The 25409-nt window shown below is 57.7% G+C and carries 26 protein-coding genes; 21 read left to right on the top strand and 5 right to left on the bottom strand.

Going from position 1 to position 25409, the window contains the following annotated elements:
* The first annotated feature begins 140 nt into the window (after positions 1-140).
* The gene (locus tag SPG90_RS13110; RefSeq protein ID WP_322408182.1) at positions 141-2486 is read left to right on the top strand and encodes a helix-turn-helix transcriptional regulator; all 2346 of its coding nucleotides are present in this window, start codon (positions 141-143) and stop codon (positions 2484-2486) included.
* Here SPG90_RS13110 and queD read toward each other — a convergent pair.
* Entirely contained in the window at positions 2432-2836 is a 405-nt protein-coding gene (gene queD / locus SPG90_RS13105) for a 6-carboxytetrahydropterin synthase QueD (RefSeq protein ID WP_206514966.1), read from the bottom strand. The genes SPG90_RS13110 and queD overlap by 55 nt on opposite strands.
* Before the next feature lie 303 nt (positions 2837-3139).
* On the opposite strand from queD, the gene cysJ reads away from it, so the two are divergent.
* The 3 genes from cysJ (at position 3140) to cysH (ending at position 7468) form a co-directional block, all read left to right on the top strand.
* The gene (cysJ, locus tag SPG90_RS13100; RefSeq protein ID WP_126303050.1) at positions 3140-4945 is read left to right on the top strand and encodes an NADPH-dependent assimilatory sulfite reductase flavoprotein subunit; all 1806 of its coding nucleotides are present in this window, start codon (positions 3140-3142) and stop codon (positions 4943-4945) included.
* On the top strand, positions 4945-6657 hold the full coding sequence (gene cysI, locus SPG90_RS13095; protein ID WP_023309000.1) for an assimilatory sulfite reductase (NADPH) hemoprotein subunit: 1713 nt from the start codon (positions 4945-4947) through the stop codon (positions 6655-6657). Before cysJ ends, cysI begins: the two co-directional genes overlap by 1 nt.
* 76 nt (positions 6658-6733) lie before the next feature.
* Positions 6734-7468 (top strand): phosphoadenosine phosphosulfate reductase, encoded by a 735-nt coding sequence (gene cysH, locus SPG90_RS13090; RefSeq protein WP_126303049.1) that lies wholly within the window; start codon positions 6734-6736, stop codon positions 7466-7468.
* A gap of 71 nt (positions 7469-7539) precedes the next feature.
* Here the strand turns inward: cysH and SPG90_RS13085 are convergent, their stop codons facing one another.
* On the bottom strand, positions 7540-8583 hold the full coding sequence (locus tag SPG90_RS13085; protein WP_045404176.1) for an aminopeptidase: 1044 nt from the start codon (positions 8581-8583) through the stop codon (positions 7540-7542).
* 237 nt (positions 8584-8820) lie between these two features.
* Between SPG90_RS13085 and cysG the strand changes: the two genes are divergently transcribed.
* The 13 genes from cysG (at position 8821) to rpoS (ending at position 19909) form a co-directional block, all read left to right on the top strand.
* Positions 8821-10179: a siroheme synthase CysG gene (cysG, locus tag SPG90_RS13080; RefSeq protein WP_023308997.1), complete on the top strand. Its 1359-nt coding sequence runs from the start codon at positions 8821-8823 to the stop codon at positions 10177-10179.
* A gap of 9 nt (positions 10180-10188) precedes the next feature.
* Positions 10189-11097 (top strand): sulfate adenylyltransferase subunit CysD, encoded by a 909-nt coding sequence (gene cysD / locus SPG90_RS13075; protein WP_006811770.1) that lies wholly within the window; start codon positions 10189-10191, stop codon positions 11095-11097.
* 9 nt (positions 11098-11106) lie between these two features.
* A complete protein-coding gene (cysN, locus tag SPG90_RS13070; protein WP_059446890.1) occupies positions 11107-12531 on the top strand; it encodes a sulfate adenylyltransferase subunit CysN in 1425 nt (474 codons plus the stop codon).
* A complete protein-coding gene (cysC, locus tag SPG90_RS13065) occupies positions 12531-13136 on the top strand; it encodes an adenylyl-sulfate kinase (protein WP_010434543.1) in 606 nt (201 codons plus the stop codon). The genes cysN and cysC overlap by 1 nt, the downstream gene beginning before the upstream one ends.
* Before the next feature lie 58 nt (positions 13137-13194).
* Positions 13195-13521 carry a DUF3561 family protein gene (locus tag SPG90_RS13060; protein ID WP_008499610.1) on the top strand — a complete coding sequence of 109 codons (327 nt, stop codon included), beginning with the start codon at positions 13195-13197 and terminating at the stop codon, positions 13519-13521.
* A gap of 166 nt (positions 13522-13687) precedes the next feature.
* Positions 13688-13999 (top strand): cell division protein FtsB, encoded by a 312-nt coding sequence (ftsB, locus tag SPG90_RS13055; protein ID WP_008499609.1) that lies wholly within the window; start codon positions 13688-13690, stop codon positions 13997-13999.
* Positions 14000-14018: 19 nt separating this feature from the next.
* Positions 14019-14729 (top strand): 2-C-methyl-D-erythritol 4-phosphate cytidylyltransferase, encoded by a 711-nt coding sequence (gene ispD, locus SPG90_RS13050; RefSeq protein ID WP_126303048.1) that lies wholly within the window; start codon positions 14019-14021, stop codon positions 14727-14729.
* Positions 14729-15208 (top strand): 2-C-methyl-D-erythritol 2,4-cyclodiphosphate synthase, encoded by a 480-nt coding sequence (ispF, locus tag SPG90_RS13045; protein WP_008499607.1) that lies wholly within the window; start codon positions 14729-14731, stop codon positions 15206-15208. The genes ispD and ispF overlap by 1 nt, the downstream gene beginning before the upstream one ends.
* On the top strand, positions 15205-16254 hold the full coding sequence (gene truD / locus SPG90_RS13040) for a tRNA pseudouridine(13) synthase TruD (RefSeq protein ID WP_047059981.1): 1050 nt from the start codon (positions 15205-15207) through the stop codon (positions 16252-16254). Before ispF ends, truD begins: the two co-directional genes overlap by 4 nt.
* A complete protein-coding gene (gene surE, locus SPG90_RS13035; protein WP_126303047.1) occupies positions 16235-16996 on the top strand; it encodes a 5'/3'-nucleotidase SurE in 762 nt (253 codons plus the stop codon). Before truD ends, surE begins: the two co-directional genes overlap by 20 nt.
* Positions 16990-17616: a protein-L-isoaspartate(D-aspartate) O-methyltransferase gene (locus SPG90_RS13030; protein WP_126303046.1), complete on the top strand. Its 627-nt coding sequence runs from the start codon at positions 16990-16992 to the stop codon at positions 17614-17616. The genes surE and SPG90_RS13030 overlap by 7 nt, the downstream gene beginning before the upstream one ends.
* A gap of 116 nt (positions 17617-17732) precedes the next feature.
* Positions 17733-18857 (top strand): murein hydrolase activator NlpD, encoded by a 1125-nt coding sequence (nlpD, locus tag SPG90_RS13025; protein ID WP_322408181.1) that lies wholly within the window; start codon positions 17733-17735, stop codon positions 18855-18857.
* 59 nt (positions 18858-18916) lie between these two features.
* A complete protein-coding gene (rpoS, locus tag SPG90_RS13020; protein ID WP_008499600.1) occupies positions 18917-19909 on the top strand; it encodes an RNA polymerase sigma factor RpoS in 993 nt (330 codons plus the stop codon).
* Positions 19910-19961: 52 nt separating this feature from the next.
* Here rpoS and SPG90_RS13015 read toward each other — a convergent pair whose 3' ends face one another.
* Both SPG90_RS13015 and SPG90_RS13010 read right to left on the bottom strand, forming a co-directional pair.
* Entirely contained in the window at positions 19962-20339 is a 378-nt protein-coding gene (locus SPG90_RS13015; protein ID WP_045404183.1) for a DUF4440 domain-containing protein, read from the bottom strand.
* The gene (locus SPG90_RS13010; RefSeq protein ID WP_322408180.1) at positions 20336-21538 is read right to left on the bottom strand and encodes an MFS transporter; all 1203 of its coding nucleotides are present in this window, start codon (positions 21536-21538) and stop codon (positions 20336-20338) included. The genes SPG90_RS13015 and SPG90_RS13010 overlap by 4 nt, the downstream gene beginning before the upstream one ends.
* A gap of 108 nt (positions 21539-21646) precedes the next feature.
* Here SPG90_RS13010 and SPG90_RS13005 point away from each other — a divergent pair, with 108 nt between their 5' ends.
* Positions 21647-22534 (top strand): LysR family transcriptional regulator, encoded by an 888-nt coding sequence (locus SPG90_RS13005; RefSeq protein ID WP_322408224.1) that lies wholly within the window; start codon positions 21647-21649, stop codon positions 22532-22534.
* Here SPG90_RS13005 and SPG90_RS13000 read toward each other — a convergent pair.
* Positions 22531-22938, bottom strand: a complete 408-nt coding sequence (locus SPG90_RS13000) for a MarR family winged helix-turn-helix transcriptional regulator (RefSeq protein ID WP_023308984.1) — start codon at positions 22936-22938, stop codon at positions 22531-22533. The two genes, SPG90_RS13005 and SPG90_RS13000, sit on opposite strands and share 4 nt — an antisense overlap.
* A gap of 172 nt (positions 22939-23110) precedes the next feature.
* Between SPG90_RS13000 and SPG90_RS12995 the strand changes: the two genes are divergently transcribed.
* The 3 genes from SPG90_RS12995 to SPG90_RS12985 are packed head-to-tail and all read left to right on the top strand — an operon-like array spanning position 23111 to position 25362.
* A complete protein-coding gene (locus SPG90_RS12995; protein ID WP_023308983.1) occupies positions 23111-23713 on the top strand; it encodes a non-oxidative hydroxyarylic acid decarboxylases subunit B in 603 nt (200 codons plus the stop codon).
* Entirely contained in the window at positions 23703-25130 is a 1428-nt protein-coding gene (locus SPG90_RS12990; RefSeq protein ID WP_023308982.1) for a non-oxidative hydroxyarylic acid decarboxylases subunit C, read from the top strand. The genes SPG90_RS12995 and SPG90_RS12990 overlap by 11 nt, the downstream gene beginning before the upstream one ends.
* A gap of 10 nt (positions 25131-25140) precedes the next feature.
* Complete coding sequence (locus SPG90_RS12985) at positions 25141-25362, top strand: non-oxidative hydroxyarylic acid decarboxylases subunit D (protein ID WP_003862116.1); 222 nt, start codon at positions 25141-25143, stop codon at positions 25360-25362.
* Positions 25363-25409 lie beyond the last annotated feature (47 nt).

Below are 25409 nucleotides of genomic sequence, written 5' to 3'. Positions count from 1 at the left end.
AGTTTCGAGTTTATGTCGATCGCATTGCCGGAAAATGCCCTTTTTTGTTGTAAAGCGACGCTTTTTTTCTGATTGTTTTTCATACGATTCAGTTATGACAAAAAATGGCGCATCATTTTTTGTCCATGCGGGGGAGCCGAATGGAGCAGCATGGGAACGAGTTTGCGGTAGTCGTTGAAGACATTCGCCTGCTCACGCAGGATGAAGGTGATTCGCTGACGATACTGTGGGTTCTGGAAGGGCAAGCCGAACTGCAAACCGCCGCAGGACGCGAGACGGTGTCAAATAACGGTCTTGCGGTGATAAACCGCTATCAGCGCTGGCGGTTCAGTAGCCAGAGCGCGAACGTGACGCTTCGTGTCGTTCTCTCCGGGCGGTGGGTAATCAAGCTGTACAATGACTTTTTTGCCCATGACTACGCGGTTCCGACAGAGTCCGGTGGAAACTGGCCGCAGTGTGACGAACTTCGGCACCTGCTGCGTCAGCTTCTGGTGGTGACGCTGGTGAACGATCCGCACCGCTTCAGGCTGGAGGCAAATCGCTGGCTGAGCGAGATCCTGCTGCTGCTGATTGGCCGCTTTCAGCAGCCTGCCCGCCAGAAACCCCGGGACCAGCACGCCGACGTCAGCAAGCGCATTGCCCGCGTGCTGGAGCGGATCAACGCCAGCTATACCCGGCGCATTACGCTGGCCGAAATTGCAGCGAGTGAGTTCGTCTCCGAAGCGTGGCTCTCCCGCCTCTTTCGAAAAGAGATGGGTGTCAGTTTTATGCAGTACATCACCGCCCTGCGGCTGGAAAAAGCGGCTGATGCCCTGCGCCTCACCAGCCGTCCTTTGCATCAGATTGCGCTGGAGCACGGGTTTGCCAGCACGCGTATGATGACCGATCGGTTCCGGCGCTATCACAATATGTCTCCGGGCGAGTTTCGTAAGGCCAGGCGGCATCGCTCCGATGCGTCTCCGCTGCGGGCTGGCACGGGCGAGCAGCGCTTTCCCATCGCGGTGGATAGGCTGTTTAGCTTGCTTAGAGGCGCTGAGAACCGCGGCTGGGAACCCGCTCCGCTAACCCACTCTCCGCGTCAGGAGCGAATATTTGATCTGCAGCAGCTTTATCCGCTCTCGTCCGCGCTGCGCCGCGCGCGGCTGGTCGTCACCCTGCGCGAGCTCGACGATTTACTGCGGGAGGATGTTCGCCAGCATCTGGAGGCGCTTCACGAGGCGATCCCAATTGAGGGGATTGATATCGCTGAACCTTTTCTCAGCAGCCGTCTGTTCGCCACGGGATGGGACGATCCCCATATGGCGGGTTACGCCTGCTGGTACAATCTGCAGCAGCTGTTTACCTGGGTAGCAAAAAAAGGCTGGACGATCCTGCTGCACACGGGGGTCACCACCCGATGCGATCTTCTGAAGCGCTTTTTGCAGTTGTCGGTTAACCGATTTTTACCCGATATTACCGCAGGCTGGCACGTTGTGATGCACTGGTCTCCTCAGGCAAGCGCGGAAACCCAGGAGCACGCCTGGCAGGCTCAGCGGGCGACGGTCGGGGCCTACCTTCCACAGGCAAAGTTTGGGGTGTGGCATCGCTTCTCTCCCGTGGGTACTGAACTCGGCGACGACGCGCTGTTCCATTCTGGCATTCTGGACCAGGCCGATTTCCTCGCCTGTCAGGCGGATGCCAACGAGCTGCTCGATCTGGCGCGGCTGGATCCTGCACATCTCTCCTCGGCTGAAAACTATCCCGTGCTGAAGATTCGCCAAATACTCGCCGCCCTTCGCCAGCGGCAGCGCACGCTGCCGGTATGGTTACTCTCGTGGAATACCCTTACCGGGAATACGCGGGCAACCAACGGCTGGTTTTTTCGCGGCGCGCTGCTTATGCAAAATTTACTCGGGCTTTCAGAACAGGTCTGGCTGGCAGGGTTCTGGCTGAATTCCGGTTTGCAGGGGGAAGCCAGGACGAACAACACCCTCGATACATCGAGCCTTGCGCTTCAGTATAATCACGGCCTTCCGCGGCCCATCTACTGGGTGCTCTGGCTGTGGCAACGCCTGCGGGGTGAGGTGCTCGTCAACGACAAGAGCGTGCTGCTGCTCCGCCATCAGGGGGGCTATCAGCTGCTGCTGCGTAACGTGGTGGTGTTCAATCCGCTGCTCTCCAGCGAGGAGGCTTTCATCCAACGTTTTCAACAGCAATATCATCTGCAGCTACAGGGGATGTGCGGCGAGTGGCGCATCAGGCGCCATCTTTTCGATCGGCACAATGGTGCGCTCTACCCGCTGCTGGAAGGGGTACGCAGCGACAGCGGGCCTGATGAAGAGATGTGGCGCTGGATTGCGCACAAAGCGCGTCCAACGCTTTCCTTACGCGATGAACGGCTTAATGACGGCTGGCAAATGACAGAATCACTGGAAAGTAACGCGCTCGTGCTCTATGAGTTCATGCCGCTAAACGGGCGTGATGAAGAGGAGCACTCCCCGCGATAGATACAGCCAGCGGTGCAGGTCTCTTTGATCATCACCGCGCTCAGCAGCGGCACCAGCGGCTTCATCTGATCCCAAATCCATTTAGCCAGCACTTCGCTGGTCGGGTTTTCAAGGCCCGGGATATCATTCAGGTAGTAATGATCCAGACGATCGTAGGTCGGCTTAAACGCCGCCTTCAGCTCGGCAAAATCCATGATCCAACCGGTATGCGGATCAACTTCACCGGTGATCTCAAGACGCACCATGAACGAATGCCCGTGCAGACGGCCGCATTTATGCCCTTCAGGGACATGCGGAAGGTGGTGGGCGGCTTCGAAGGTGAAATCTTTAAACAGTGTGGTGGACATGATCGCTCTCAGTAATGCGGAAAAAACCGCCGCATAGTACCGGAAAGCACAATTTTTAGCATTAACTAAAACGGCTCTGAAGCCATGCGTCTCGTTAACGGGCTTTTTTTGTGGGTTTTATCGATAATTTTCAGTGGGTTAATTAATCGGTTTTATCGTTAAGTATGACAACTAAAACAGGTTAGTCCATTTGGTTATTTATTATTTCCATCCCTTCTTTAATTGTTATTATCCTCGCCGTTAACCTTATCTTCAGTTTGGATTTATTCGCTTAAAGTCCGCTTGGCTACTGGAACATAACGACGCATGACAACACAGGCCCCACCTTCAAATTTGCTTCCCCTGAACCCGGAGCAACTGGCGCGCCTTCAGGCTGCCACCTCTGATTTTTCTCCCACTCAGCTTGCCTGGGTCTCCGGTTATTTCTGGGGAATGCTCAATCAGCAGCCTGGCGCTGTGGCGGGTGCACCAGTAACGGCCGTTGAAATTCCGGCCATTACGCTGATTTCCGCCTCGCAGACGGGCAATGCGCGCCGCGTGGCCGAAGCGCTGCGTGACGACCTGCTGGCCGCCAAACTGAATGTGAACCTGGTCAACGCCGGGGATTATAAATTTAAGCAAATCGCGTCAGAAAAACTGCTGGTGGTGGTCGCTTCTACGCAGGGTGAAGGTGAACCCGCTGAAGAAGCGGTGGCGCTGCATAAGTTCCTGTTCTCGAAAAAAGCGCCGAAGCTGGATGGCACGGCGTTTGCCGTATTTGGCCTTGGCGATACCTCGTATGAATTCTTCTGCCAGTCCGGTAAAGACTTCGACAGCAGGCTGGCGGAGCTGGGCGCGGAGCGCCTGCTGGACCGCGTTGACGCGGATGTCGAATACCAGACCGCCGCCGCCGAATGGCGTGCCCGCATCGTTGAGGTGCTGAAAGCGCGCGTGCCGAAAGAGACGTCGGCGCAGGCCGCCTTCACCGCGACGGGGGCCGTCAACGACATCCATACCAGCCCGTACACCAAAGAGGCGCCGCTGACGGCGAGCCTGTCGGTGAACCAGAAAATTACCGGCCGCGATTCGGAAAAAGACGTGCGCCATATCGAAATCGATCTCGGCGACTCTGGCCTGCGCTATCAGCCGGGCGACGCGCTGGGTATCTGGTACCAGAACGATCCGGCTCTGGTGAAAGAGCTGGTTGAGCTGCTGTGGCTGAAGGGTGACGAGCCCGTCACCGTTGACGGCAAAACCCAGTCGCTTTCAGAGGCGCTGCAGTGGCATTTCGAACTGACGGTGAATACCCCGAATATCGTCGAAAATTATGCCACCTTAACGCGCAGCGAATCCCTGCTGCCGCTGGTGGGCGACAAGGCGAAGCTGCAGCATTACGCCGCGACGACGCCAATTGTCGATATGGTCCGTTTCTCTCCGGCTCAGCTGGATGCCGATGCGCTAATCGACCTGCTGCGACCGCTGACACCGCGCCTGTACTCCATTGCCTCTTCGCAGGCCGAAGTGGAGAGTGAAGTGCATGTTACCGTCGGTGTGGTGCGCTACGACATCGAAGGCCGCGCCCGCGCGGGTGGGGCGTCAAGTTTCCTGGCGGATCGCGTGGAAGAAGAGGGCGAAGTGCGCGTCTTTATCGAGCACAACGACAACTTCCGCCTCCCGGCGAACCCGGAAACGCCGGTCATCATGATTGGCCCGGGCACCGGCATTGCGCCGTTCCGCGCCTTCATGCAGCAGCGCGCGGCAGATGAAGCGCCGGGTAAAAACTGGCTGTTCTTCGGCAACCCGCACTTTACCGAAGATTTCCTCTACCAGGTTGAGTGGCAGCGCTATGTTAAAGAAGGCGTACTGACCCGCATCGATCTGGCCTGGTCCCGCGACCAGAAAGAAAAAGTATACGTACAAGACAAACTGCGCGAACAGGGCGCAGAGCTGTGGCGCTGGATCAATGACGGTGCCCACATTTATGTCTGCGGCGACGCCAATCGCATGGCGAAAGACGTTGAGCAGGCACTGCTGGAAGTGATTGCCGAATTCGGCGGTATGGATGCCGAAACGGCGGATGAATTTTTAAGTGAGCTGCGCGTTGAGCGCCGTTATCAGCGAGATGTCTACTAATGAGCGAAAAACATCCAGGGCCACTGGTGGTCGAAGGTAAACTGACAGACGCCGAGCGCATGAAGCTGGAAAGCAACTATCTGCGCGGCACCATTGCTGAAGATCTGAATGACGGTCTCACCGGCGGCTTCAAAGGCGACAACTTCCTGCTGATCCGCTTCCACGGTATGTACCAGCAGGACGATCGCGACATCCGCGCCGAGCGTGCCGAACAGAAGCTGGAGCCGCGTCATGCGATGCTGCTGCGCTGCCGCCTGCCGGGCGGGGTGATCACCACCAAACAGTGGCAGGCCATCGACAAGTTTGCCGGTGAAAACACGATTTATGGCAGCATCCGCCTGACCAACCGTCAGACCTTCCAGTTCCACGGCATTCTGAAGAAGAACGTGAAGCCGGTGCATCAGATGCTGCACTCGGTCGGGCTGGACGCGCTGGCGACCGCCAACGACATGAACCGTAACGTGCTTTGCACCTCGAACCCGTATGAGTCCGAGCTGCACGCCGAAGCCTATGAGTGGGCGAAGAAGATCTCTGAGCATCTGCTGCCGCGCACCCGCGCCTATGCGGAGATTTGGCTCGATCAGGAAAAAGTCGCCACCACGGACGAAGAACCGATCCTTGGCCAGACCTATCTGCCGCGTAAGTTTAAAACCACGGTCGTGATCCCACCGCAGAACGATATCGATCTGCACGCCAACGACATGAACTTCGTGGCGATTGCCGAAAACGGCAAGCTGATTGGCTTTAACCTGCTGGTGGGCGGCGGCCTGTCCATTGAGCACGGCAATAAGAAAACCTACGCCCGTACCGCGAGCGAGTTCGGCTTCCTGCCGCTGGAGCACACGCTGGCCGTGGCGGAAGCGGTAGTAACCACCCAACGCGACTGGGGCAACCGTACCGACCGTAAAAACGCGAAAACCAAATACACCCTGGAGCGCGTGGGCGTTGAGACGTTCAAAGAGGAAGTGGAGCGTCGCGCAGGCATCAAGTTTGAGCCGATCCGCCCTTACGAATTCACCGGTCGCGGCGATCGCATTGGCTGGGTGAAGGGTATCGATAATAAATGGCACCTGACGCTGTTTATTGAAAACGGCCGTATTCTGGATTATCCGGGCCGTCCGCTCAAAACCGGTCTGCTGGAAATTGCTAAGATCCATAAAGGCGAATTCCGCATTACCGCTAACCAGAATCTCATTATTGCCGGCGTGCCGGAGAGCCAGAAGGCGAAGATCGAGAAGCTGGCGCGCGACCACGGGTTAATGGATGCGGTTAAGCCGCAGCGTGAAAACTCGATGGCCTGCGTGTCGTTCCCGACCTGCCCGCTGGCGATGGCCGAAGCGGAACGTTTCCTGCCGTCATTCACTGACAAGGTAGAAGCGATTCTGGAAAAACACGGTATTCCGGACGAGCATATTGTTATGCGCGTCACCGGCTGCCCGAACGGCTGCGGTCGCGCGATGCTGGCCGAGCTGGGTCTGGTGGGGAAAGCGCCGGGGCGCTATAACCTGCACCTGGGCGGTAACCGTATCGGCACTCGCATTCCGCGTATGTTCCGCGAGAACATTACCGAGCCGGAAATCCTTGATTCCATCGACGAGCTTGTCGGGCGCTGGGCGAAAGAGCGCGAAGCGGGTGAAGGCTTCGGCGACTTTACGGTGCGTGCGGGCATCATTCGCCCGGTGCTCGATCCCGCAAGGGATTTCTGGGAGTAACATCCCGATGGTTTTACAGGTGTTGTAGGCCGGGCAAACGCAGTGCCGCCCGGCAAAACAGGCAAACGAGGTTCTTATGTCCGTACTCGATCTAAACGCCCTTAACGATCTGCCTAAAGTCGAACGCATTCTGGCGCTGGCAGAAACCAATGCCCATCTTGAAAAGCTGGACGCCGAAGGGCGCGTGGCGTGGGCGCTGGAAAACCTGCCGGGAGACTATGTGCTCTCGTCGAGCTTTGGTATTCAGGCGGCGGTCAGCCTGCATCTGGTGAATCAGATCCGTCCGGACATTCCGGTGATCCTCACCGATACCGGTTACCTGTTCCCGGAAACCTACCAGTTTATTGACGAGCTGACGGACAAGCTCAAGCTGAACCTCAAAGTGTACCGCGCGATGGAAAGCGCGGCCTGGCAGGAGGCGCGCTACGGTAAGCTGTGGGAGCAGGGCATTGAGGGCATTGAGAAATACAATGAGATCAATAAAGTCGAACCGATGAACCGGGCGCTGAAAGAGCTCAATGCGCAGACGTGGTTTGCGGGCCTGCGTCGCGAGCAGTCCGGCAGTCGTGCAACCTTACCGGTTCTGGCGGTCCAGCGCGGGGTGTTTAAAGTGCTGCCGATTATCGACTGGGATAACCGGACGGTGTATCAGTATCTGCAAAAACACGGGCTGAAGTACCATCCGCTGTGGGACCAGGGCTATCTGTCGGTGGGCGACACCCACACCACGCGCAAATGGGAACCGGGAATGGCGGAAGAAGAGACGCGATTCTTTGGGCTGAAGCGCGAGTGCGGGCTGCACGAAGGGTGATCCTTTATCCTCCCTCTCCCTGTGGGAGAGGGTTTGGGTGAGGGCATCAGGCCGCGCTATGTTTAACCACCTCAGGCTTTCCCCGCCTTCGCCAGCTCCTTCACCAGCGGCAGCATGACCTTCACCACATCACGACTGCGGTGCTCAATCCGCTGCGGCAGCGCGCTGTCAATGTGCTGCTGATTATCCAGCATCACGTTGTGCCAGCTTGTCCCGTCCGGGAAGGCTTTCGATTTAGCCCGCTGCTGATAGCCATCTTTTTTGCCCAGTGCCCAGTTTGTCGCTTCCACGTACAGCACCGGAATGCCCGCCTTATCGAAGACTTCCCCGTCGTTGCAGCAGCCTGTTCCGCGTGGGAAAGCAGGATTCCCGCCCGGATTGGTCGTGGCAAAAACGCCATGGCTGCGGGCTATCGCCAGCGCCCGGTCGCGCGTCAGTTTCCGCACCGGTCCCGGCGTACTCTGCCCGCTGTTGAAATAAAGTTTATCGCCGACGATCAGGTTATCGAGGTTGATCACCAGCAGCGTATTTTTCTTCTCCTCAGCGCTCATGCGTTTAAGGAGATTCTCAGCGCCGAGTTTGCCCTCTTCTTCACCGCTGGTAGCCACGAAACGAATGCCATACCGGGTTGGAATATCTTTCATCCGCTCGGCCAGTTCGAGCATCACGCCCAGGCCCGCCGCGTTGTCGTCCATGCCTTGCAGCGTCAGCCCGCCGAGGTTGTTATCCGTATCGGCATCGCTCATCGGGGCGTAGGTATCAAGGTGCGCCATAATAATAATCTGTTCAGCCGCGCTACCTTCATGCGCCGCGATAACCGTACTGCCGGTCACGTTATGCCAGTTTTTCGTTTTATTTCGTGAGGTATAGACGTAGCGGCTGTGAAACGACCTGATATCGCTCTGATAGCCCATCCCGGCAAACTGCTGGCGAAGATAGTCCGCGGAGAGCATCTCCGCAGGCGAGCCGGTCATGCGGCCAGGAAAGACGGTGGCAATATGCCGCGCCTGCATAGTGGCGATTTCACCATAAGGTTGGTTTTTTGCCTGGGCAGGAAGAATAAAGCAAACGCCGAGCGCCAGGGCAGCAATACGGTGGCGCGTTGCGGAAAACATAGTGAGTCCTTAAAAACAGAGCAAAATATTAACCCGCCTAGTATGAAACTGTGATCGCCCATACACAATTTGAATTGCTCTTAAATGCCCGATATTTCGCGTGTTAAGCACTTTTTGGTATTAGCTTTTTCACGGCGTTATTCCATTGAGTAACTACTCATTCCAATTCGTAATTTCATTCGGTCTAAGCCGCCCCCTATAGTCCCTTTATTCCTCGTTGTTAGTGAGTTGTTGCTAGTGGACTATCTGCCCTTATTTGCCGCGATAAAAGAGAAGCCGGTGCTGGTTGTTGGCACGGGTGAAATTGCCGATCGCAAAATCGCGTTTTTGCAGCGCGCAGGGGCGCAGGTGCGGGTAGTGGCAGAAGCGGATTTTGACGAATCACAAATCGATACCGTAGTGCTGGTGATTGCGGCGACCGAAGATCGCGACCTGAACCGGCGGATTTCCGACGCCGCCCAGGCCCGTTACCGCCTGGTGAACGTGGTGGACGACCAGCCGTTATGCTCGTTTATCTTCCCGTCGATCGTTGACCGTTCTCCGCTGCTGGTGGCGATCTCCTCCGGCGGTACCGCACCGGTGCTGGCGCGCGTGCTGCGTGAAAAAATCGAGGCGCTGCTGCCGACCAGCCTCGGGCGCATGGCGGAAAAAGCCAGCTTCTGGCGCAACCATCTTAAAACGCGCCTGACCAGCGTAACGGAACGCCGTCGCTTCTGGGAGCGCGTGTTTCGCGGCCGCTTTGCCAGCCTGATGCATGCCGGTAATGAGACGGCGGCGCAGAAAATCCTCGAGGACGAACTGGATAACCCCGGCAGCACGGGCGGGGAGATCATTCTGGTGGGGGCAGGGCCGGGCGATGCCGGGCTCCTGACGCTGCGCGGCCTGCAGGTGCTGCAGGACGCGGACGTGGTGTTCTACGACCATCTGGTCACCGACGGCGTGCGCGAGCTGATCCGTCGCGACGCGGAGCAAATCTGCGTCGGCAAACGGGCTGGCGAGCACTCGGTGCCGCAGCACGACACCAACCAGATGCTGGTTGACGCCGCCAAAGCGGGTAAAACCGTGGTGCGCCTGAAAGGGGGCGATCCGTTTATCTTCGGCCGCGGCGGCGAAGAGCTGCAGGCGGCAGCCGAAGCGGGCATACCGTTCCAGGTGGTGCCCGGCATCACGGCGGCCTCTGCGGTGACGGCCTACGCCGGTATTCCGCTGACCCACCGCGATTACGCCCAGAGCGTCACCTTTGTGACCGGCCACTACAAGGCCGACAGTACGCCGTTCGACTGGTCGCATCTCGCCCAGAGCCGCCAGACGCTGGCGATCTACATGGGCACGATGAAGGCCGCGGACATCAGCGAACAGCTTATTCAGCACGGTCGCGAGGCGACGACGCCCGTTGCCGTCATTTCTCGCGGCACGCGCGTCGATCAGCACGTTGCGACGGGCACGCTGGAACATCTTGCAACCCTGGCGAAAGACGCCCCGATGCCCGCCCTGATCGTGGTGGGTGAAGTGGTGCAGCTGCACAGCACGCTCGCCTGGTTCCAACACACAACCGATACAGAAGGCTTTGGTTCTTCTGTCGTAAATTTGGCTTAAGGAACGGTTATGGACCAAAAACGTCTTACACACCTGCGGCAGCTCGAAGCGGAGAGTATCCATATCATCCGCGAAGTGGCCGCCGAGTTTTCTAACCCGGTGATGATGTACTCCATCGGTAAAGATTCCAGCGTCATGCTGCATCTGGCGCGTAAAGCGTTTTATCCGGGCACGCTGCCGTTCCCGCTGCTGCACGTGGATACCGGCTGGAAGTTCCGCGAAATGTACGAGTTCCGCGACCGTACCGCGAAGGCCTACGGCTGCGAGCTGCTGGTGCACAAAAACCCGGAAGGGGTGGCGATGGGCATTAACCCGTTCGTGCACGGCAGCGCCAAGCACACCGATATCATGAAAACCGAAGGGCTGAAGCAGGCGCTGAACAAATACGGTTTTGACGCGGCCTTCGGCGGCGCGCGCCGTGACGAGGAGAAATCCCGCGCCAAAGAGCGTATCTACTCCTTCCGCGACCGCTTCCACCGCTGGGATCCGAAAAACCAGCGTCCGGAGCTGTGGCACAACTACAACGGTCAGATCAACAAAGGCGAAAGTATTCGCGTCTTCCCGCTCTCCAACTGGACCGAGCTGGATATCTGGCAGTACATCTATCTGGAAAACATCGAGATCGTTCCGCTGTACCTGGCCGCCGAGCGCCCGGTGCTGGAGCGCGACGGCATGCTGATGATGATCGATGACGATCGCATCGACCTGCAGCCGGGTGAAGTGATCAAAAAACAGATGGTCCGTTTCCGTACCCTCGGCTGCTGGCCGCTGACCGGCGCGGTGGAATCCAGCGCGCAGACGCTGCCGGAGATCATCGAAGAGATGCTGGTGTCCACCACCAGCGAGCGACAGGGGCGCGTGATTGACCGCGACCAGGCAGGCTCCATGGAGCTGAAGAAACGTCAGGGTTATTTCTAAGGAGCCGCCATGAACACCACTATTGCTCAACAAATTGCCAACGAAGGCGGCGTGGAAGCGTATCTGCACGCGCAACAACACAAAAGCCTGCTGCGTTTTCTGACCTGCGGCAGCGTGGATGACGGGAAAAGTACCCTGATTGGCCGCCTGCTGCACGACACGCGCCAGATTTATGAAGATCAGCTCTCTTCCCTGCATAACGACAGTAAACGTCACGGCACCCAGGGTGAAAAACTCGACCTGGCCCTGCTGGTGGACGGCCTGCAGGCGGAGCGCGAGCAGGGCATCACCATCGACGTGGCCTACCGCTACTTCTCTACCGAGAAGCGCAAATTTATTATCGCTGACACCCCGGGGCACGAGCAGTACACACGCAACATGGCGACCGGCGCGTCCACCTGCGACCTGGCGATCCTGCTGATGGACGCGCGTAAAGGCGTGCTGGATCAGACCCGTCGTCACAGCTTTATCTCGACGCTGCTGGGGATCAAACACCTGGTGGTGGCGGTCAACAAGATGGATCTGGTCAACTTCAGCGAAGAGAAGTTCGAGGAGATCCGCCAGAGCTACCTGACCTTTGCCGAACAGCTGCCGGGCAACCTGGATATTCGCTTTGTGCCGCTCTCGGCGCTGGAAGGGGATAACGTCGCCTCCCAGAGCGCGAACATGCCGTGGTACAGCGGTCCGACGCTGCTGGAAGTGCTGGAAACCGTTGAAGTTCAGCGCGTGGTCGACACCCAGCCGATGCGTTTCCCGGTGCAGTACGTGAACCGTCCAAACCTCGATTTCCGCGGTTTCTCAGGCACCCTGGCGTCAGGCTCCGTGAAGGTAGGTCAGCGCGTCAAGGTGCTGCCATCCGGCGTGGAATCGACTATCGCCCGCATCGTCACCTTCGACGGTGACCTGCAGGAAGCGGGCGCCGGTGAAGCCGTAACGCTGGTGCTGAAAGACGAAATTGATATCAGCCGCGGCGACCTGCTGGTCGACGCGCAGGAAACGCTGGCGGCAGTGCAGGGGGCTTCCGTGGACGTGGTCTGGATGGCCGAACAGCCGCTGACCGCTGGCCAGAGCTATGACATCAAAATTGCCGGCAAGAAAACCCGCGCCCGCGTGGACGGTATTCAGTTCCAGGTGGATATCAACAACCTGACCCAGCGTGACGTCACCGAACTGCCGCTGAACGGCATTGGTCTGGTCGATCTGACCTTCGACGAACCGCTGGTGCTGGATCCGTATCAGCAGAACCCGGTCACGGGAGGGCTGATCTTTATCGACAGGCTGACCAACGTTACCGTCGGGGCCGGTATGGTTCGCGAACCGATTAAACAGGCTGCCGCGACGTCTGAATTCAGCGCCTTCGAGCTGGAACTGAACGCGCTGGTGCGTAAACACTTCCCGCACTGGGGCGCACGCGATCTGCTGGGAGGCAAGTAATGGCCGCCCATGATGAGAACGTCGTCTGGCATCCTCATCCGGTCACCGTCGCCCAGCGCGAACAGCTCCACGGTCACCGTGGGGTTGTGCTGTGGTTTACCGGGCTGTCCGGCTCGGGTAAATCGACGGTGGCGGGCGCGCTGGAAGAGGCGTTGCATCAGCAGGGCGTAAGCACGTACCTGCTGGATGGCGATAACGTGCGTCACGGCCTGTGCAGCGATTTAGGGTTTAGCGACGATGACCGCAAAGAGAACATCCGCCGGGTGGGCGAAGTCGCCAGCCTGATGGCTGACGCCGGGCTGGTGGTGCTGACCGCGTTTATCTCCCCGCACCGCGCCGAGCGCCAGATGGTGCGCGAACGCGTGGGCCAGGATCGCTTTATCGAGGTGTTTGTCGATACGCCGCTGGAGATTTGCGAAGCGCGCGACCCGAAAGGGCTGTACAAGAAAGCGCGTGCCGGAGAGCTGCGCAACTTCACCGGAATTGACGCGGTATACGAAGCGCCTGAATCGCCTGAAATTCACCTGGAAGGTCAACAATTGGTAACAAATTTAGTAAGCCAATTATTAGACCTGCTCAGGCGGGACGATATTATCAGATCCTGAGGCGGTATCGTTCGGGAGCTGTCTTCCCGAACGATGAGTCACGGTCACAGGATTAGCTATGCGCAACAGTGAACATTACATCACCACCACCGGGTCGGAGCCGCTAGCGACCGACGACGAAACGACCTGGTCATTTCCTGGGGCCATCATTGGCTTCGTCTCATGGCTGCTGGCGCTTGGCATTCCGTTTCTTATCTACGGCGGCAACACGCTGTTCTTCTTTCTCTACACCTGGCCTTTCTTTCTGGCGTTGATGCCCGTGGCGGTTGTTGTCGGCATTGCGCTGCACTCTCTGCTCAACGGCAAGCTCCTCTACAGCACCGTGGTCACGATTGTGACGGTGGTTCTGATGTTTGGTCTGTTATTTTTGTGGCTCATGGGCTAACTTCAGCCATAATTCAAACCGTAACCAACTGTGTAACGATATTGTGCAGGACGATTCTGCGGAAAAAATGTGGTACATTTGCCCGCGATGTTGCGGCATCTCTGTTACCCCGGCGTAGTGCTCTGGGGAAGTCTTGGGATGATGATGCCGTTTTTCAGGGGGCAGGATGGGTAAACTAACGCTGCTGTTGCTGGCTTTGCTAATCTGGCTGCAATATTCGCTGTGGTTCGGTAAGAACGGACTTCACGACTATAGCCGGGTGAGCGATGACGTCGCGGCTCAGCAGGCAACAAACGCCAAACTTAAGGCGCGAAACGATCAACTCTTCGCTGAAATTGATGACCTCAATGGCGGGCAGGAGGCGATTGAGGAACGCGCACGCAATGAACTCAGTATGACTAAGCCGGGCGAAACCTTTTATCGTCTGGTTCCGGATGCGTCTAAACGCAATCAGGGCTCAGCACAAAACAATCGATAATCAGGCCCAGGATTACGACATGGCAGTAACTTTTTCGGACGTATGCGCCGTGGTGCCGGCCGCAGGTTTTGGCCGGCGCATGCAGACAGAATGTCCCAAGCAGTACCTCTCTATTGGCGATAAAACGATCCTCGAGCACGCCGTGGCGGCGCTGCTGGCGCACCCGCGGGTGACGCGTGTGATTATCGCTATCAACCCTGGCGATGCGCGCTTCGCGCAGCTGCCGCTGGCAAATCACCCGCAGATTACCGTCGTTGACGGTGGCGCCGAGCGCGCCGATTCCGTTCTGGCGGGCATTCAGGCCGCCGGAAACGCGCCGTGGGTGCTGGTGCATGACGCGGCGCGTCCTTGCCTGCATCAGGACGATCTTGCGCGCCTGCTGGCGCTGAGCGAAACAAGCAAGGTTGGCGGGATTCTGGCCGCACCGGTGCGCGACACCATGAAGCGCGCCGAGCCGGGCAAACAGGCTATCGCCCACACCGTCGATCGCGTCGATTTATGGCACGCGCTGACGCCACAATTTTTCCCCCGCGAATTACTCCACGACTGCCTAACGCGAGCGCTTAAAGAAGGCGCGACCATCACGGACGAAGCCTCCGCGCTGGAGTATTGCGGTTTCCACCCTGAGCTTGTTGAAGGACGCGCTGATAATATAAAAGTGACGCGTCCGGAAGATTTACAGCTCGCGGAATTTTATCTTACCCGTTCGACCCATCAGGAGAAGGCATAATGCGAATTGGACACGGTTTTGATGTACACGCCTTTGGCGGAGAAGGCCCAATTATCATTGGCGGCGTGCGCATTCCCTATGAAAAAGGACTGCTGGCGCATTCTGATGGCGACGTGGCACTGCATGCGCTGACCGACGCGCTGTTGGGCGCTGCCGCGCTGGGTGATATCGGCAAGCTGTTCCCGGACACCGACCCGGCATTTAAAGGCGCGGACAGCCGCGAACTGCTGCGCGAAGCGTGGCGCCGCATTCAGGCGAAAGGTTACACCCTCGGCAACGTCGACGTGACGATTATTGCCCAGGCCCCGAAAATGCTGCCGCACATTCCGCAGATGCGCGTGTTTATTGCAGAGGATCTGGGCTGCCATATGGACGACGTGAACGTCAAAGCGACGACGACCGAGAAGCTGGGCTTTACCGGGCGTGGCGAAGGGATTGCCTGTGAGGCCGTGGCGCTGCTGGTGAAGGCGAGCAAATGACGGACTTCGACAACCTGACATACCTGCACGGTAAACCGCAGGGGACCGGGGTGCTGAAAGCCAGCCCGGAAGATTTCCTCGTGGTGGAGGATCTGGGCTTTGAGCCGGATGGCGAAGGCGAACATATCCTGGTGCGTATTCTGAAAAATGGCTGCAATACCCGCTTCGTGGCCGACGCGCTGGCAAAATTCCTCAAAATTCATGCCCGCGAAGTAAGCTTTGCCGGGCAGAAAGATAAACACGCCGTCACGGAACAGTGGCTGTGTGCGCGCGTTCCCGGCAATACGATGCCTGATTTAAGCAAATTTGAGCTTGAAGGCTGTAAGGTACTGGAATTCGCCCGGCACAAGCGCAAACTGCGTCTGGGGGCGTTGAAGGGGAACGACTTTACGCTGGTGTTGCGTGAAGTGTCGCACCGCGAAGATGTTGAAAAACGACTGAACGCTATCAGTGAACGCGGCGTACCGAACTACTTTGGCGCGCAGCGCTTTGGCATTGGCGGCAGCAACCTGCAGGGCGCGCTGCGCTGGGCGCAAAGCGATGCACCGGTGCGCGACAGGAATAAACGCAGTTTTTGGTTGTCGGCGGCCCGCAGCGCGTTGTTTAATCAGATTGTGAGCGAAAGGCTGAAAAAACCGGACGCGAATCAAGTTGTTGTTGGCGATGCGCTACAATTAGCGGGACGCGGAAGCTGGTTTGTGGCAACGGCCGAAGAAATGGCCGATGTGCAGTCGCGCGTGGACGCAAAAGCGCTGATGATTACCGCCGCGCTGCCGGGTACGGGCGACTGGGGAACACAGGGCGACGCGCTGGCCGCCGAGCAGTCAGCCGTAGCGGATGCGCCAGAATTACAATCCTTGCTGGTGCGGGAAAAAGTTGAAGCGGCACGCCGCGCGATGCTGCTCTATCCGCAGCAGTTAAGCTGGAACTGGTGGGATGACGTAACCGTCGAGTTACGCTTCTGGCTACCGGCAGGTAGCTTTGCCACCAGTGTTGTCAGGGAACTAATCAACACCTCGGGTGATTATGCGAATATTGCTGAGTAACGATGACGGGATCCACGCGCCAGGCATTCAGACCCTGGCGAAACACCTCCGTGAATTTGCGGATGTGCAGGTCGTGGCGCCCGATCGTAACCGCAGTGGAGCGTCTAACTCTCTGACGCTGGAGTCGTCGCTTCGCACCTTTACCTTTGAAAATGGCGATATTGCCGTGCAGATGGGCACGCCAACCGACTGTGTTTTTCTGGGCGTGAACGCGCTGATGCGGCCGCGTCCGGATATCGTTGTTTCCGGCATTAACGCCGGTCCTAACCTCGGCGATGACGTGATTTACTCCGGCACCGTGGCGGCCGCAATGGAAGGGCGCCATCTGGGGTTCCCGGCGCTGGCGGTCTCGTTGAACGGCCATACGCACTACGATACCGCCGCCGCGGTGACCTGTTCGATCCTGCGGGCGCTCGGCCGCGAGCCGTTGCGTACCGGGCGCATCCTCAACATCAACGTGCCGGACCTTCCCCTCGACGAAATTAAAGGCATTCGCGTCACCCGTTGCGGGAGTCGACACCCTGCCGAGCAGGTCATCCCGCAGCAGGATCCTCGCGGCAACACGCTTTACTGGATTGGCCCTCCCGGCGATAAGTGCGATGCGGGTCCGGATACCGACTTTGCCGCCGTTGATGAAGGCTATGTTTCGGTTACCCCGCTGCACGTAGATTTAACCGCGTATAGCGCGCATGATGTGGTGTCGGGCTGGCTGGATCGCGCAGGAGTGAACGCGCAATGGTAAACAAACGTGTACAAACTCTTCTGGAACAACTCCGCGCGCAGGGGATCCGCGACGAGCACGTGCTTGAAGCGCTTGCTCAGGTTCCGCGTGAGAAATTTGTAGACGAGGCGTTTGAACACAAAGCGTGGGAAAACGTGGCGCTGCCCATCGGACAGGGCCAGACGATTTCGCAGCCTTACATGGTGGCGCGCATGACGGAGCTGCTGGAGCTGACGCCTGACTCCCGCGTGCTGGAGATTGGCACCGGGTCGGGGTATCAAACCGCGATCCTGGCGCATCTGGTTCATCATGTATGCTCCGTTGAGCGAATTAAAGGTTTACAGTGGCAGGCGCGTCGTCGCCTGAAACAACTTGATTTACATAATGTTTCGACACGACACGGTGATGGATGGCAGGGTTGGAAGGCGCGCGCGCCGTTTGACGCGATCATCGTGACGGCGGCCCCGCCTGAAATTCCTGCAGCCCTGTTGTCGCAGCTGGATGAGGGGGGCATTCTTGTTCTGCCCGTCGGGGACGAGCAGCAGCTTTTGAAGCGCATTCGTCGGCGCGGCGGCGAGTTTATTATCGACACCGTGGAAGCCGTGCGCTTTGTGCCTCTGGTAAAGGGGGAGTTGGCCTGAGACTCGGAATTATCCAGGGTTATTAAGGCAAATTCAGCGTATGGTGTGGCGCGAAAGATTCGTGCCATCACGGTAAATTTTAAGTCACTGGTAGTTAACACATTCCTGGGGGATAAATGAGCGCGGGAAGCCCTAAATTCACCATCAGCCGTGTTGCGGCATTATCACTGGTTTCGCTCTGGCTGGCAGGCTGTACAAGTTCTAACAACGCGCCTGCGCCCGTCAGTTCTGTCGGCGGAAACAGCGGCTCGGGTAACACGTCCAGCGGAATGTTGATCACTCCTCCGCCTAAAATGGGTACCTCTACGGCGCAACAAAATCCGCCAATCCAGCCGGTTCAGCGTCCAATGACGCAGTCGACGCAGATTCAGCCAGTGGAAAAGCCTGTTCAGACCCAGAATGGCCGCATAGTCTATAACCGTCAGTATGGGAACATTCCGAAAGGCAGCTATACCGGTGGCAGCACTTATACAGTGAAACGCGGCGATACGCTGTTCTACATTGCGTGGATCACCGGGAACGATTTCCGTGACCTCGCGCAGCGCAATAACGTCCAGGCCCCGTATGGTCTGGAAGTGGGGCAAACGCTCCAGGTTGGCAACGCGACGGGCACGCCGCTTACGCCTGGCAACACCGTTTCAGCGGCCGATGTGACGGCTCAAAATAACAGCGTTAAGCCTGCACAAAAATCCACCACGGTGGTTGCTTCACAACCTGTAATTACGTATTCTGAGGATTCAGGTGATCAGACTGCTAACAAAATGTTGCCGAATAATAAAGGGACTGCGACTGTTGTCACAGCACCGGTGACGGCACCTGTGGTTAGCTCTACTGAACCGACTGCCAGCAGTATGACCTCCAGTTCGCCTATCTCTGCATGGCGCTGGCCAACTGACGGCAAGGTTATCGAGAACTTCTCTTCCTCTGAGGGGGGAAATAAAGGGATCGATATCGCAGGGAGTAAAGGACAGGCTATCATCGCGACCGCTGACGGGCGCGTTGTGTATGCCGGTAACGCTCTGCGCGGTTACGGTAATCTTATTATCATCAAACATAACGATGATTACCTGAGTGCCTACGCCCATAACGACACAATGCTGGTCCGGGAACAACAAGAAGTTAAGGCGGGGCAAAAAATCGCTACCATGGGTAGCACCGGAACCAGTTCTACACGCTTGCATTTTGAAATTCGTTACAAGGGGAAATCCGTAAACCCGCTGCAGTATTTGCCGCAGCGATAATTTGACGGGGCATGCCAGCCAGGGTGTCTCGTTCAGGGATCACGGGTAGGAGCCACCTTATGAGTCAGAATACGCTGAAAGTTCATGATTTAAATGAAGACGCGGAATTTGATGAGAACGGAGTAGAGGCTTTTGACGAAAAAGCCTTAGTAGAAGAGGAACCCAGTGATAACGATTTGGCTGAAGAAGAGCTGTTATCGCAGGGTGCCACACAGCGTGTACTGGACGCGACTCAGCTTTACCTTGGGGAGATTGGTTACTCCCCACTGCTAACGGCCGAAGAAGAAGTCTATTTCGCACGTCGTGCTTTGCGTGGTGATGTAGCCTCGCGTCGTCGCATGATTGAAAGTAACCTGCGACTGGTCGTGAAAATTGCCCGCCGTTACGGCAATCGTGGTCTGGCTCTGCTGGATCTGATTGAAGAGGGCAACTTAGGTCTCATCCGCGCAGTTGAGAAGTTTGACCCGGAACGCGGGTTCCGTTTCTCAACCTACGCGACCTGGTGGATTCGTCAGACCATCGAACGGGCTATTATGAACCAGACCCGTACGATCCGCCTGCCGATTCACATCGTCAAAGAGTTGAACGTTTATCTGCGCACCGCGCGCGAGTTGTCCCATAAACTGGACCACGAGCCAAGCGCTGAAGAGATTGCCGAGCAACTCGATAAACCGGTTGATGACGTTAGCCGTATGCTGCGTCTCAACGAGCGCATTACCTCCGTTGACACCCCGCTGGGTGGCGACTCCGAAAAAGCGCTGCTGGACATCCTGGCCGATGAAAAAGACAACGGTCCGGAAGATACCACGCAGGACGATGACATGAAGCAGAGCATCGTCAAATGGCTGTTCGAACTGAACGCCAAACAGCGTGAAGTGCTGGCACGTCGTTTCGGTTTACTGGGGTATGAAGCTGCGACACTGGAAGACGTCGGCCGCGAAATTGGCCTGACTCGTGAACGTGTTCGTCAGATTCAGGTTGAAGGTCTGCGCCGCCTGCGTGAAATCCTGCAGGGGCAAGGTCTGAATATCGAAGCGCTGTTCCGCGAATAAGCAACCTTTCGTCAAAAAAGGCCCGTCGTGAGACGGGCCTTTTTCTTTTGCGCTACGGCTTAGCCGTTTCGTGCAGCAGACGCCACACTATCCGATCGCCTTCCTGATTGAGCACCGCGGTTGACCAGCGCACGTTGACGGGCAGGTCCGGCCGGGTTTGCGTCTCCCGGTAGTGGAGCACCGCGCCACGATCCCAGCGCTGGATCGTGGATAATTCGTCAATGACGATCTTCAGTCCTGGACGGCTTCCGCGCTGATTTTCCAGAAAACTGGCAAGACCGATATAGTCGATCTGAACGCCGCCCGGTGGGATCATCATAAAATCCGGGCTGAAGCGGGCGAGCAGGGCGTCGGAATCACCTTCACCTTTGCCTAACCAGTCTTCAAGCGCAATGTGGAGGTCGATAATGTCGTGTTCGAAAGGCGTCATGAATTCTCCTGTCGCAGCTGGGTGAGCACCTGCGTATTGTTAAGACGAAAAATGTACGGTAAAGGCAGCAGGGTCATGCCTGCGGCAAAAATAAACATCCCGTGCCAGGCGGCGAGCGGTGTCAGCCAGGCCTGCGCCAGGCTCAGGGCCTGCGCCAGCAGCAGGGCTCCGGCAAAAAAGCTCAGCTGACGATTAAGATTCCACAGCGCGCTGGCATCCGGCATCTCTTCCCGGCGCGTCGTCAGAAAAGCGCTGCTCTGAGCCGTACTGCTGCACAGGCTTCCCCCCACGCCCATCAGGGTAAACGCAACGGCAGGCAGCAGCGTAGCCGAACTGACGTTAATCAAAAGCAGGATACCCGTCGCCTGCAGCAGGCAGCCGATGACGATCAGCGGTCGGGGGCCGATACGGTTAAAATAGCGTCCCGTTGCCGTGATGGCGATAAACGATGCCACGGACCACGGCAGCATGAGCATCCCCGTTGCGGCTGGGCTCATGTTCGCCACTTGCTGAAGATAAAACATGCCCGTGACGTTCACCCCAATAAACATGCCGGGTACGCAGATATAGACAAGCATGGAAAAACGCAAAAGCGGGTCCGCGAGTAACGGCAGGTTTAGCAGTCTGGCCGCTTTCATCGCGGGCATTTCGTGTTTAAGCCACAGGCAGGCCAAAACAAAGGTCACGACAGCGACCGGTAGCGTGGCGAAAAATATCCATCGCCAGCTTAGCGTCTGCACCAGCAGGCCTCCGATAGCAGGGGAGCAGGCCGGGGCAAGCAATGCCACCAGCATCACCGCCGAGGAGAGTCGGGCACGCTCGTGAGGCTTAAACTGTTGCCAGGTCAGCGCCTGTCCGACGGGGATCAGTAAACCTCCACCCACGCCCTGGAGTACTCGCCAGGCGATCAGACTTTCAAGCGTTGCAGACAGGCCCGCCGCTGCGGAGGCTGCGCTGAACAGAAAAAGCGAGAGCAGGATGACGCGCTTTGGTCCGATGCGGCGCGTGAGCACGCTGCTGAACGGGATCACCAGCGTCAGGCCGGCAATGTACCCGTTACTGACCCAGGCAAGGGCTGAAGGCGTGGTGTTAAAGGCGTGAGCCATTGCCGGGAAGGCGACGCTGGCAATAAACATATTGATCAAATCAAGAAAAAAGCCCAGCAGATAAACAACGGCGACTTTGCTGCGATACGTCATGGTGGATCCTCCGGTGAGGTGGCGTATCGTATCGATCCGGGAAGCACGGATAAACCTGACAAAGCGCGATATACTGTCAAAAAAGTTTTGACAGTAAAGGGCGTGATGATGATTAATCTGCAGCGGGCTCAGATGTTTGTCGCGGTGGCCGACACCGGCAGTTTCACTGCTGCAGCCGAGGCAATGGGGCTGACAAAAGCCGTGGTCAGCTTCAATATTCGCCAGCTTGAAGATGAGCTGGGCGTTACGCTGCTGCTGCGCTCCACCCGCGGCCTGACGTTAACCGAGGCGGGCGCGCTCTTTCATCAGCGCAGCGTGGCGCTTCTGAAGGATGCGGAACGGCTGCAGGATGATGTCCGCGCGAATCATGCGGGGCTCACTGGCGAACTGCGGATCACGACTACGCCCGAGTATGGCTCACAGGTGGTGGTGCCGCTGCTGGCCAGGTTTAGCCAGCAGCACCCGGATCTTCGCGTGCGGCACGTTTCGTCGTCCCTGCACGCTGACCTTATATCGGAGCGCTTTGACGTAGCCATCCGTCTGGGAACGCTTGCCGATTCGCGCAACCACGCCGCGCTGATTGTGCACTTCTCCATTCTCCCCGTCGCGGCGCCCGGGTGGCTCGTTAACCATCCGATCGAAACGCTTGCGCACCTTGCCAACGCCGACTGGATTATTCACGAGCGTCTGGCCTCGCCGCTGCGCTGGCAGGTGAAGGATTCCAGCGGTGCGCCTGAAACGCTGGAGATAAAAAAAGCGCCGCGTCTGTTTGCCGACAGCGCTCAGGCCCTTATGGCCTTTGCACTTGCTGGCGGAGGTGTGGCGTTACTGCCGGAATGGCTGGCGCGCGATGCGCTTGATGCGGGAAAACTGGTCCCGGTTTTACCGGAATATACCTTTGCGCAGCAGGGCATCTATGCGGTTTATCCCGATGCCCGCCACGTGTCAGCGAAAGTGCGCACCTTTATCGATTTTATGCGCGCCAGCGTGAATTAATCGTGCATCATCTTTTTGATGAGCGCGGAGAACTGCTCCCGCTCGGCCTTGTTAAGACGTCCTAAAAACGCCTCATCCACCTCGTTGCCAACCGGTTTACAGCCAGCAAGCAGGGCTTCACCTTCTGGCGTCAGGAAGACAAACCGGCGGCGCTTATCGGCCGGATCGTGCTCGCGTTTGACCAGCCCGCGCGCCTCCATGCGGCTGAGCATCTCCGCCAGGGTCGCTTTCGTGCTGACCGCCACTTCGGTTAACGCCACCTGTTCAATACCCGGATGCTCGGCAATAGAGCGCATCACCGCATACTGTGGCTTGGTCAGTTCCGGTAAGGCATGTTGCCACTGCGCGGTATGCTGTTGAAAAAGCTGACGTAACAGGTGGAACGCCTCTTGTCTTAGTTCCATGAACTCTCCGACGGAAAAAATCTCTCCCCTATGATAGCCGCTATTGCTCTCAATTTTAACGCGGCATCTTTTAGCCATTCGTGTGATCGTATGCGAACGATCTTGCCAGGAAAACGATCCTGGAGTAGCTTATTTATAATGTTCGTGTACGAACAAATAATTGAGGTGATGAATGAGATTGATAGTAGGAATGACGGGGGCAACGGGCGCACCGCTGGGCGTGGCGCTGCTGCAGGCGCTGCGGGAAATGCCGGAGGTGGAGACGCATCTGGTGATGTCTAAGTGGGCAAAAACCACCATCGAGCTGGAAACGCCCTACACCGCGCAGGACGTTGCTGCTTTGGCTGACGTTGTCCACAGTCCGGCTGACCAGGCCGCCACCATCTCCTCTGGCTCGTTTCGCACCGACGGCATGATCGTCATTCCCTGCAGCATGAAAACGCTGGCGGGTATCCGCGCGGGCTACGCCGAAGGGCTGGTGGGACGTGCGGCGGACGTGGTGCTGAAAGAGGGGCGCAAGCTGGTATTGGTTCCTCGTGAAACGCCGCTCAGCACCATTCATCTTGAGAACATGCTTGCTCTTTCCCGCATGGGCGTGGCGATGGTGCCGCCCATGCCTGCGTATTACAACCACCCGCAAACCGCCGATGACATTACCCAGCACATCGTGACCCGCGTGCTCGACCAGTTCGGTCTGGAGCATAAAAAGGCGCGCCGCTGGAACGGGCTGCGGGAGGCGAAACATTTTGCACAGGAGAATAAAGATGGCATTTGATGATTTGAGAAGCTTCCTGCAGGCGCTCGATGAGCAAGGGCAACTGCTGAAAATTGAGGAAGAGGTTAACGCCGAGCCCGATCTGGCGGCGGCAGCCAACGCGACCGGCCGCATTGGCGACGGCGCGCCTGCGCTGTGGTTCGATAACATTCGTGGCTTTACCGATGCCCGCGTGGTGATGAACACCATCGGCTCCTGGCAGAACCACGCCATTTCGATGGGGCTGCCTGCGAACACCCCGGTAAAAAAACAGATCGACGAGTTCATCCGCCGCTGGGATAAATTTCCCGTCACGCCGGAGCGCCGCGCCAACCCGGCCTGGGCGCAGAATACGGTGGACGGTGAAGACATTAACCTGTTCGATATCCTGCCGCTGTTTCGCCTGAACGACGGTGACGGCGGTTTTTATCTCGATAAAGCGTGCGTTGTCTCGCGCGATCCGCTCGACCCGGACCACTTCGGCAAGCAGAACGTCGGGATCTACCGTATGGAAGTGAAGGGCAAGCGCAAGCTCGGCCTCCAGCCGGTACCGATGCACGATATCGCTCTGCATCTGCACAAAGCGGAGGAGCGCGGCGAAGATCTGCCGATTGCTATTACCCTCGGCAACGATCCAATCATTACGCTGATGGGCGCGACGCCGCTGAAATACGATCAGTCAGAGTATGAAATGGCCGGCGCGCTGCGTGAAAGCCCATACCCGATTGCCACCGCGCCGCTGACCGGCTTCGATGTGCCATGGGGTTCTGAAGTGATCCTGGAAGGGGTGATTGAAGGCCGCAAGCGTGAAATCGAGGGGCCGTTCGGCGAGTTTACCGGGCACTACTCCGGTGGTCGTAACATGACGGTTGTGCGTATCGACAAAGTTTCTTACCGCACCAAACCTATTTTCGAATCCCTTTATCTCGGCATGCCCTGGACCGAGATTGATTATCTGATGGGGCCGGCCACCTGCGTGCCGCTCTACCAGCAGCTTAAAGCGGAGTTTCCGGAAGTGCAGGCGGTGAACGCGATGTACACCCACGGTCTGCTGGCGATTATCTCCACTAAAAAACGCTACGGCGGTTTTGCCCGCGCGGTCGGTTTACGCGCCATGACCACGCCGCACGGCCTCGGCTACGTGAAGATGGTAATTATGGTGGATGAGGATGTCGATCCGTTCAACCTTCCGCAGGTGATGTGGGCGCTGTCGTCGAAAGTGAACCCGGCAGGCGATCTGGTGCAACTGCCGAACATGTCGGTCCTTGAACTCGATCCCGGTTCCAGCCCGGCGGGCATTACCGACAAACTGATTATCGATGCCACCACGCCTGTCGCGCCGGACACCCGGGGCCACTACAGCCAGCCGGTACAGGATCTGCCTGAAACCAAAGCCTGGGCTGAAAAACTGACCGCGATGCTGGCAGCACGTCAATAAGGAGGAAAAGATGATTTGTCCACGTTGTGCCGATGAGCATATTGAAGTGATGGCGACGTCGCCGGTAAAAGGGGTCTGGACCGTTTATCAGTGCCAGCATTGTTTGTATACCTGGCGCGATACCGAACCGCTGCGCCGCACCAGCCGCGAGCACTATCCGGAAGCGTTCCGCATGACGCAGAAGGATATTGATGAGGCGCCGCAGGTGCCGACAATCCCGCCGCTGCTGTAAAAAAAAGCCCGATGGCGCTACGCTTACCGGGCGATAATATTGTGCGG

It is taken from the genome of Enterobacter sp. D2, from assembly GCF_034427575.1.
Classification (GTDB): Bacteria; Pseudomonadota; Gammaproteobacteria; order Enterobacterales; family Enterobacteriaceae; genus Enterobacter; species Enterobacter cloacae_M.
This window is presented reverse-complemented; position numbering and strand designations above follow the sequence as displayed.

Excerpts from the sequence above, each read along its gene's own strand:
- SPG90_RS13110 (WP_322408182.1), top strand. The coding sequence starts at position 141 with ATGGAGCAGCATGGGAACGAGTTTGCGGTAGTCGTTGAAGACATTCGC.
- cysJ (WP_126303050.1), top strand. The coding sequence starts at position 3,140 with ATGACAACACAGGCCCCACCTTCAAATTTGCTTCCCCTGAACCCGGAG.
- cysI (WP_023309000.1), top strand. The coding sequence starts at position 4,945 with ATGAGCGAAAAACATCCAGGGCCACTGGTGGTCGAAGGTAAACTGACA.
- cysH (WP_126303049.1), top strand. The coding sequence starts at position 6,734 with ATGTCCGTACTCGATCTAAACGCCCTTAACGATCTGCCTAAAGTCGAA.
- SPG90_RS13085 (WP_045404176.1), bottom strand. The coding sequence starts at position 8,583 with ATGTTTTCCGCAACGCGCCACCGTATTGCTGCCCTGGCGCTCGGCGTT.
- cysD (WP_006811770.1), top strand. The coding sequence starts at position 10,189 with ATGGACCAAAAACGTCTTACACACCTGCGGCAGCTCGAAGCGGAGAGT.
- cysN (WP_059446890.1), top strand. The coding sequence starts at position 11,107 with ATGAACACCACTATTGCTCAACAAATTGCCAACGAAGGCGGCGTGGAA.
- cysC (WP_010434543.1), top strand. The coding sequence starts at position 12,531 with ATGGCCGCCCATGATGAGAACGTCGTCTGGCATCCTCATCCGGTCACC.
- SPG90_RS13060 (WP_008499610.1), top strand. The coding sequence starts at position 13,195 with ATGCGCAACAGTGAACATTACATCACCACCACCGGGTCGGAGCCGCTA.
- ftsB (WP_008499609.1), top strand. The coding sequence starts at position 13,688 with ATGGGTAAACTAACGCTGCTGTTGCTGGCTTTGCTAATCTGGCTGCAA.
- ispD (WP_126303048.1), top strand. The coding sequence starts at position 14,019 with ATGGCAGTAACTTTTTCGGACGTATGCGCCGTGGTGCCGGCCGCAGGT.
- ispF (WP_008499607.1), top strand. The coding sequence starts at position 14,729 with ATGCGAATTGGACACGGTTTTGATGTACACGCCTTTGGCGGAGAAGGC.
- truD (WP_047059981.1), top strand. The coding sequence starts at position 15,205 with ATGACGGACTTCGACAACCTGACATACCTGCACGGTAAACCGCAGGGG.
- surE (WP_126303047.1), top strand. The coding sequence starts at position 16,235 with ATGCGAATATTGCTGAGTAACGATGACGGGATCCACGCGCCAGGCATT.
- SPG90_RS13030 (WP_126303046.1), top strand. The coding sequence starts at position 16,990 with ATGGTAAACAAACGTGTACAAACTCTTCTGGAACAACTCCGCGCGCAG.
- nlpD (WP_322408181.1), top strand. The coding sequence starts at position 17,733 with ATGAGCGCGGGAAGCCCTAAATTCACCATCAGCCGTGTTGCGGCATTA.
- rpoS (WP_008499600.1), top strand. The coding sequence starts at position 18,917 with ATGAGTCAGAATACGCTGAAAGTTCATGATTTAAATGAAGACGCGGAA.
- SPG90_RS13015 (WP_045404183.1), bottom strand. The coding sequence starts at position 20,339 with ATGACGCCTTTCGAACACGACATTATCGACCTCCACATTGCGCTTGAA.
- SPG90_RS13010 (WP_322408180.1), bottom strand. The coding sequence starts at position 21,538 with ATGACGTATCGCAGCAAAGTCGCCGTTGTTTATCTGCTGGGCTTTTTT.
- SPG90_RS13005 (WP_322408224.1), top strand. The coding sequence starts at position 21,647 with ATGATTAATCTGCAGCGGGCTCAGATGTTTGTCGCGGTGGCCGACACC.
- SPG90_RS13000 (WP_023308984.1), bottom strand. The coding sequence starts at position 22,938 with ATGGAACTAAGACAAGAGGCGTTCCACCTGTTACGTCAGCTTTTTCAA.
- SPG90_RS12995 (WP_023308983.1), top strand. The coding sequence starts at position 23,111 with ATGAGATTGATAGTAGGAATGACGGGGGCAACGGGCGCACCGCTGGGC.
- SPG90_RS12990 (WP_023308982.1), top strand. The coding sequence starts at position 23,703 with ATGGCATTTGATGATTTGAGAAGCTTCCTGCAGGCGCTCGATGAGCAA.
- SPG90_RS12985 (WP_003862116.1), top strand. The coding sequence starts at position 25,141 with ATGATTTGTCCACGTTGTGCCGATGAGCATATTGAAGTGATGGCGACG.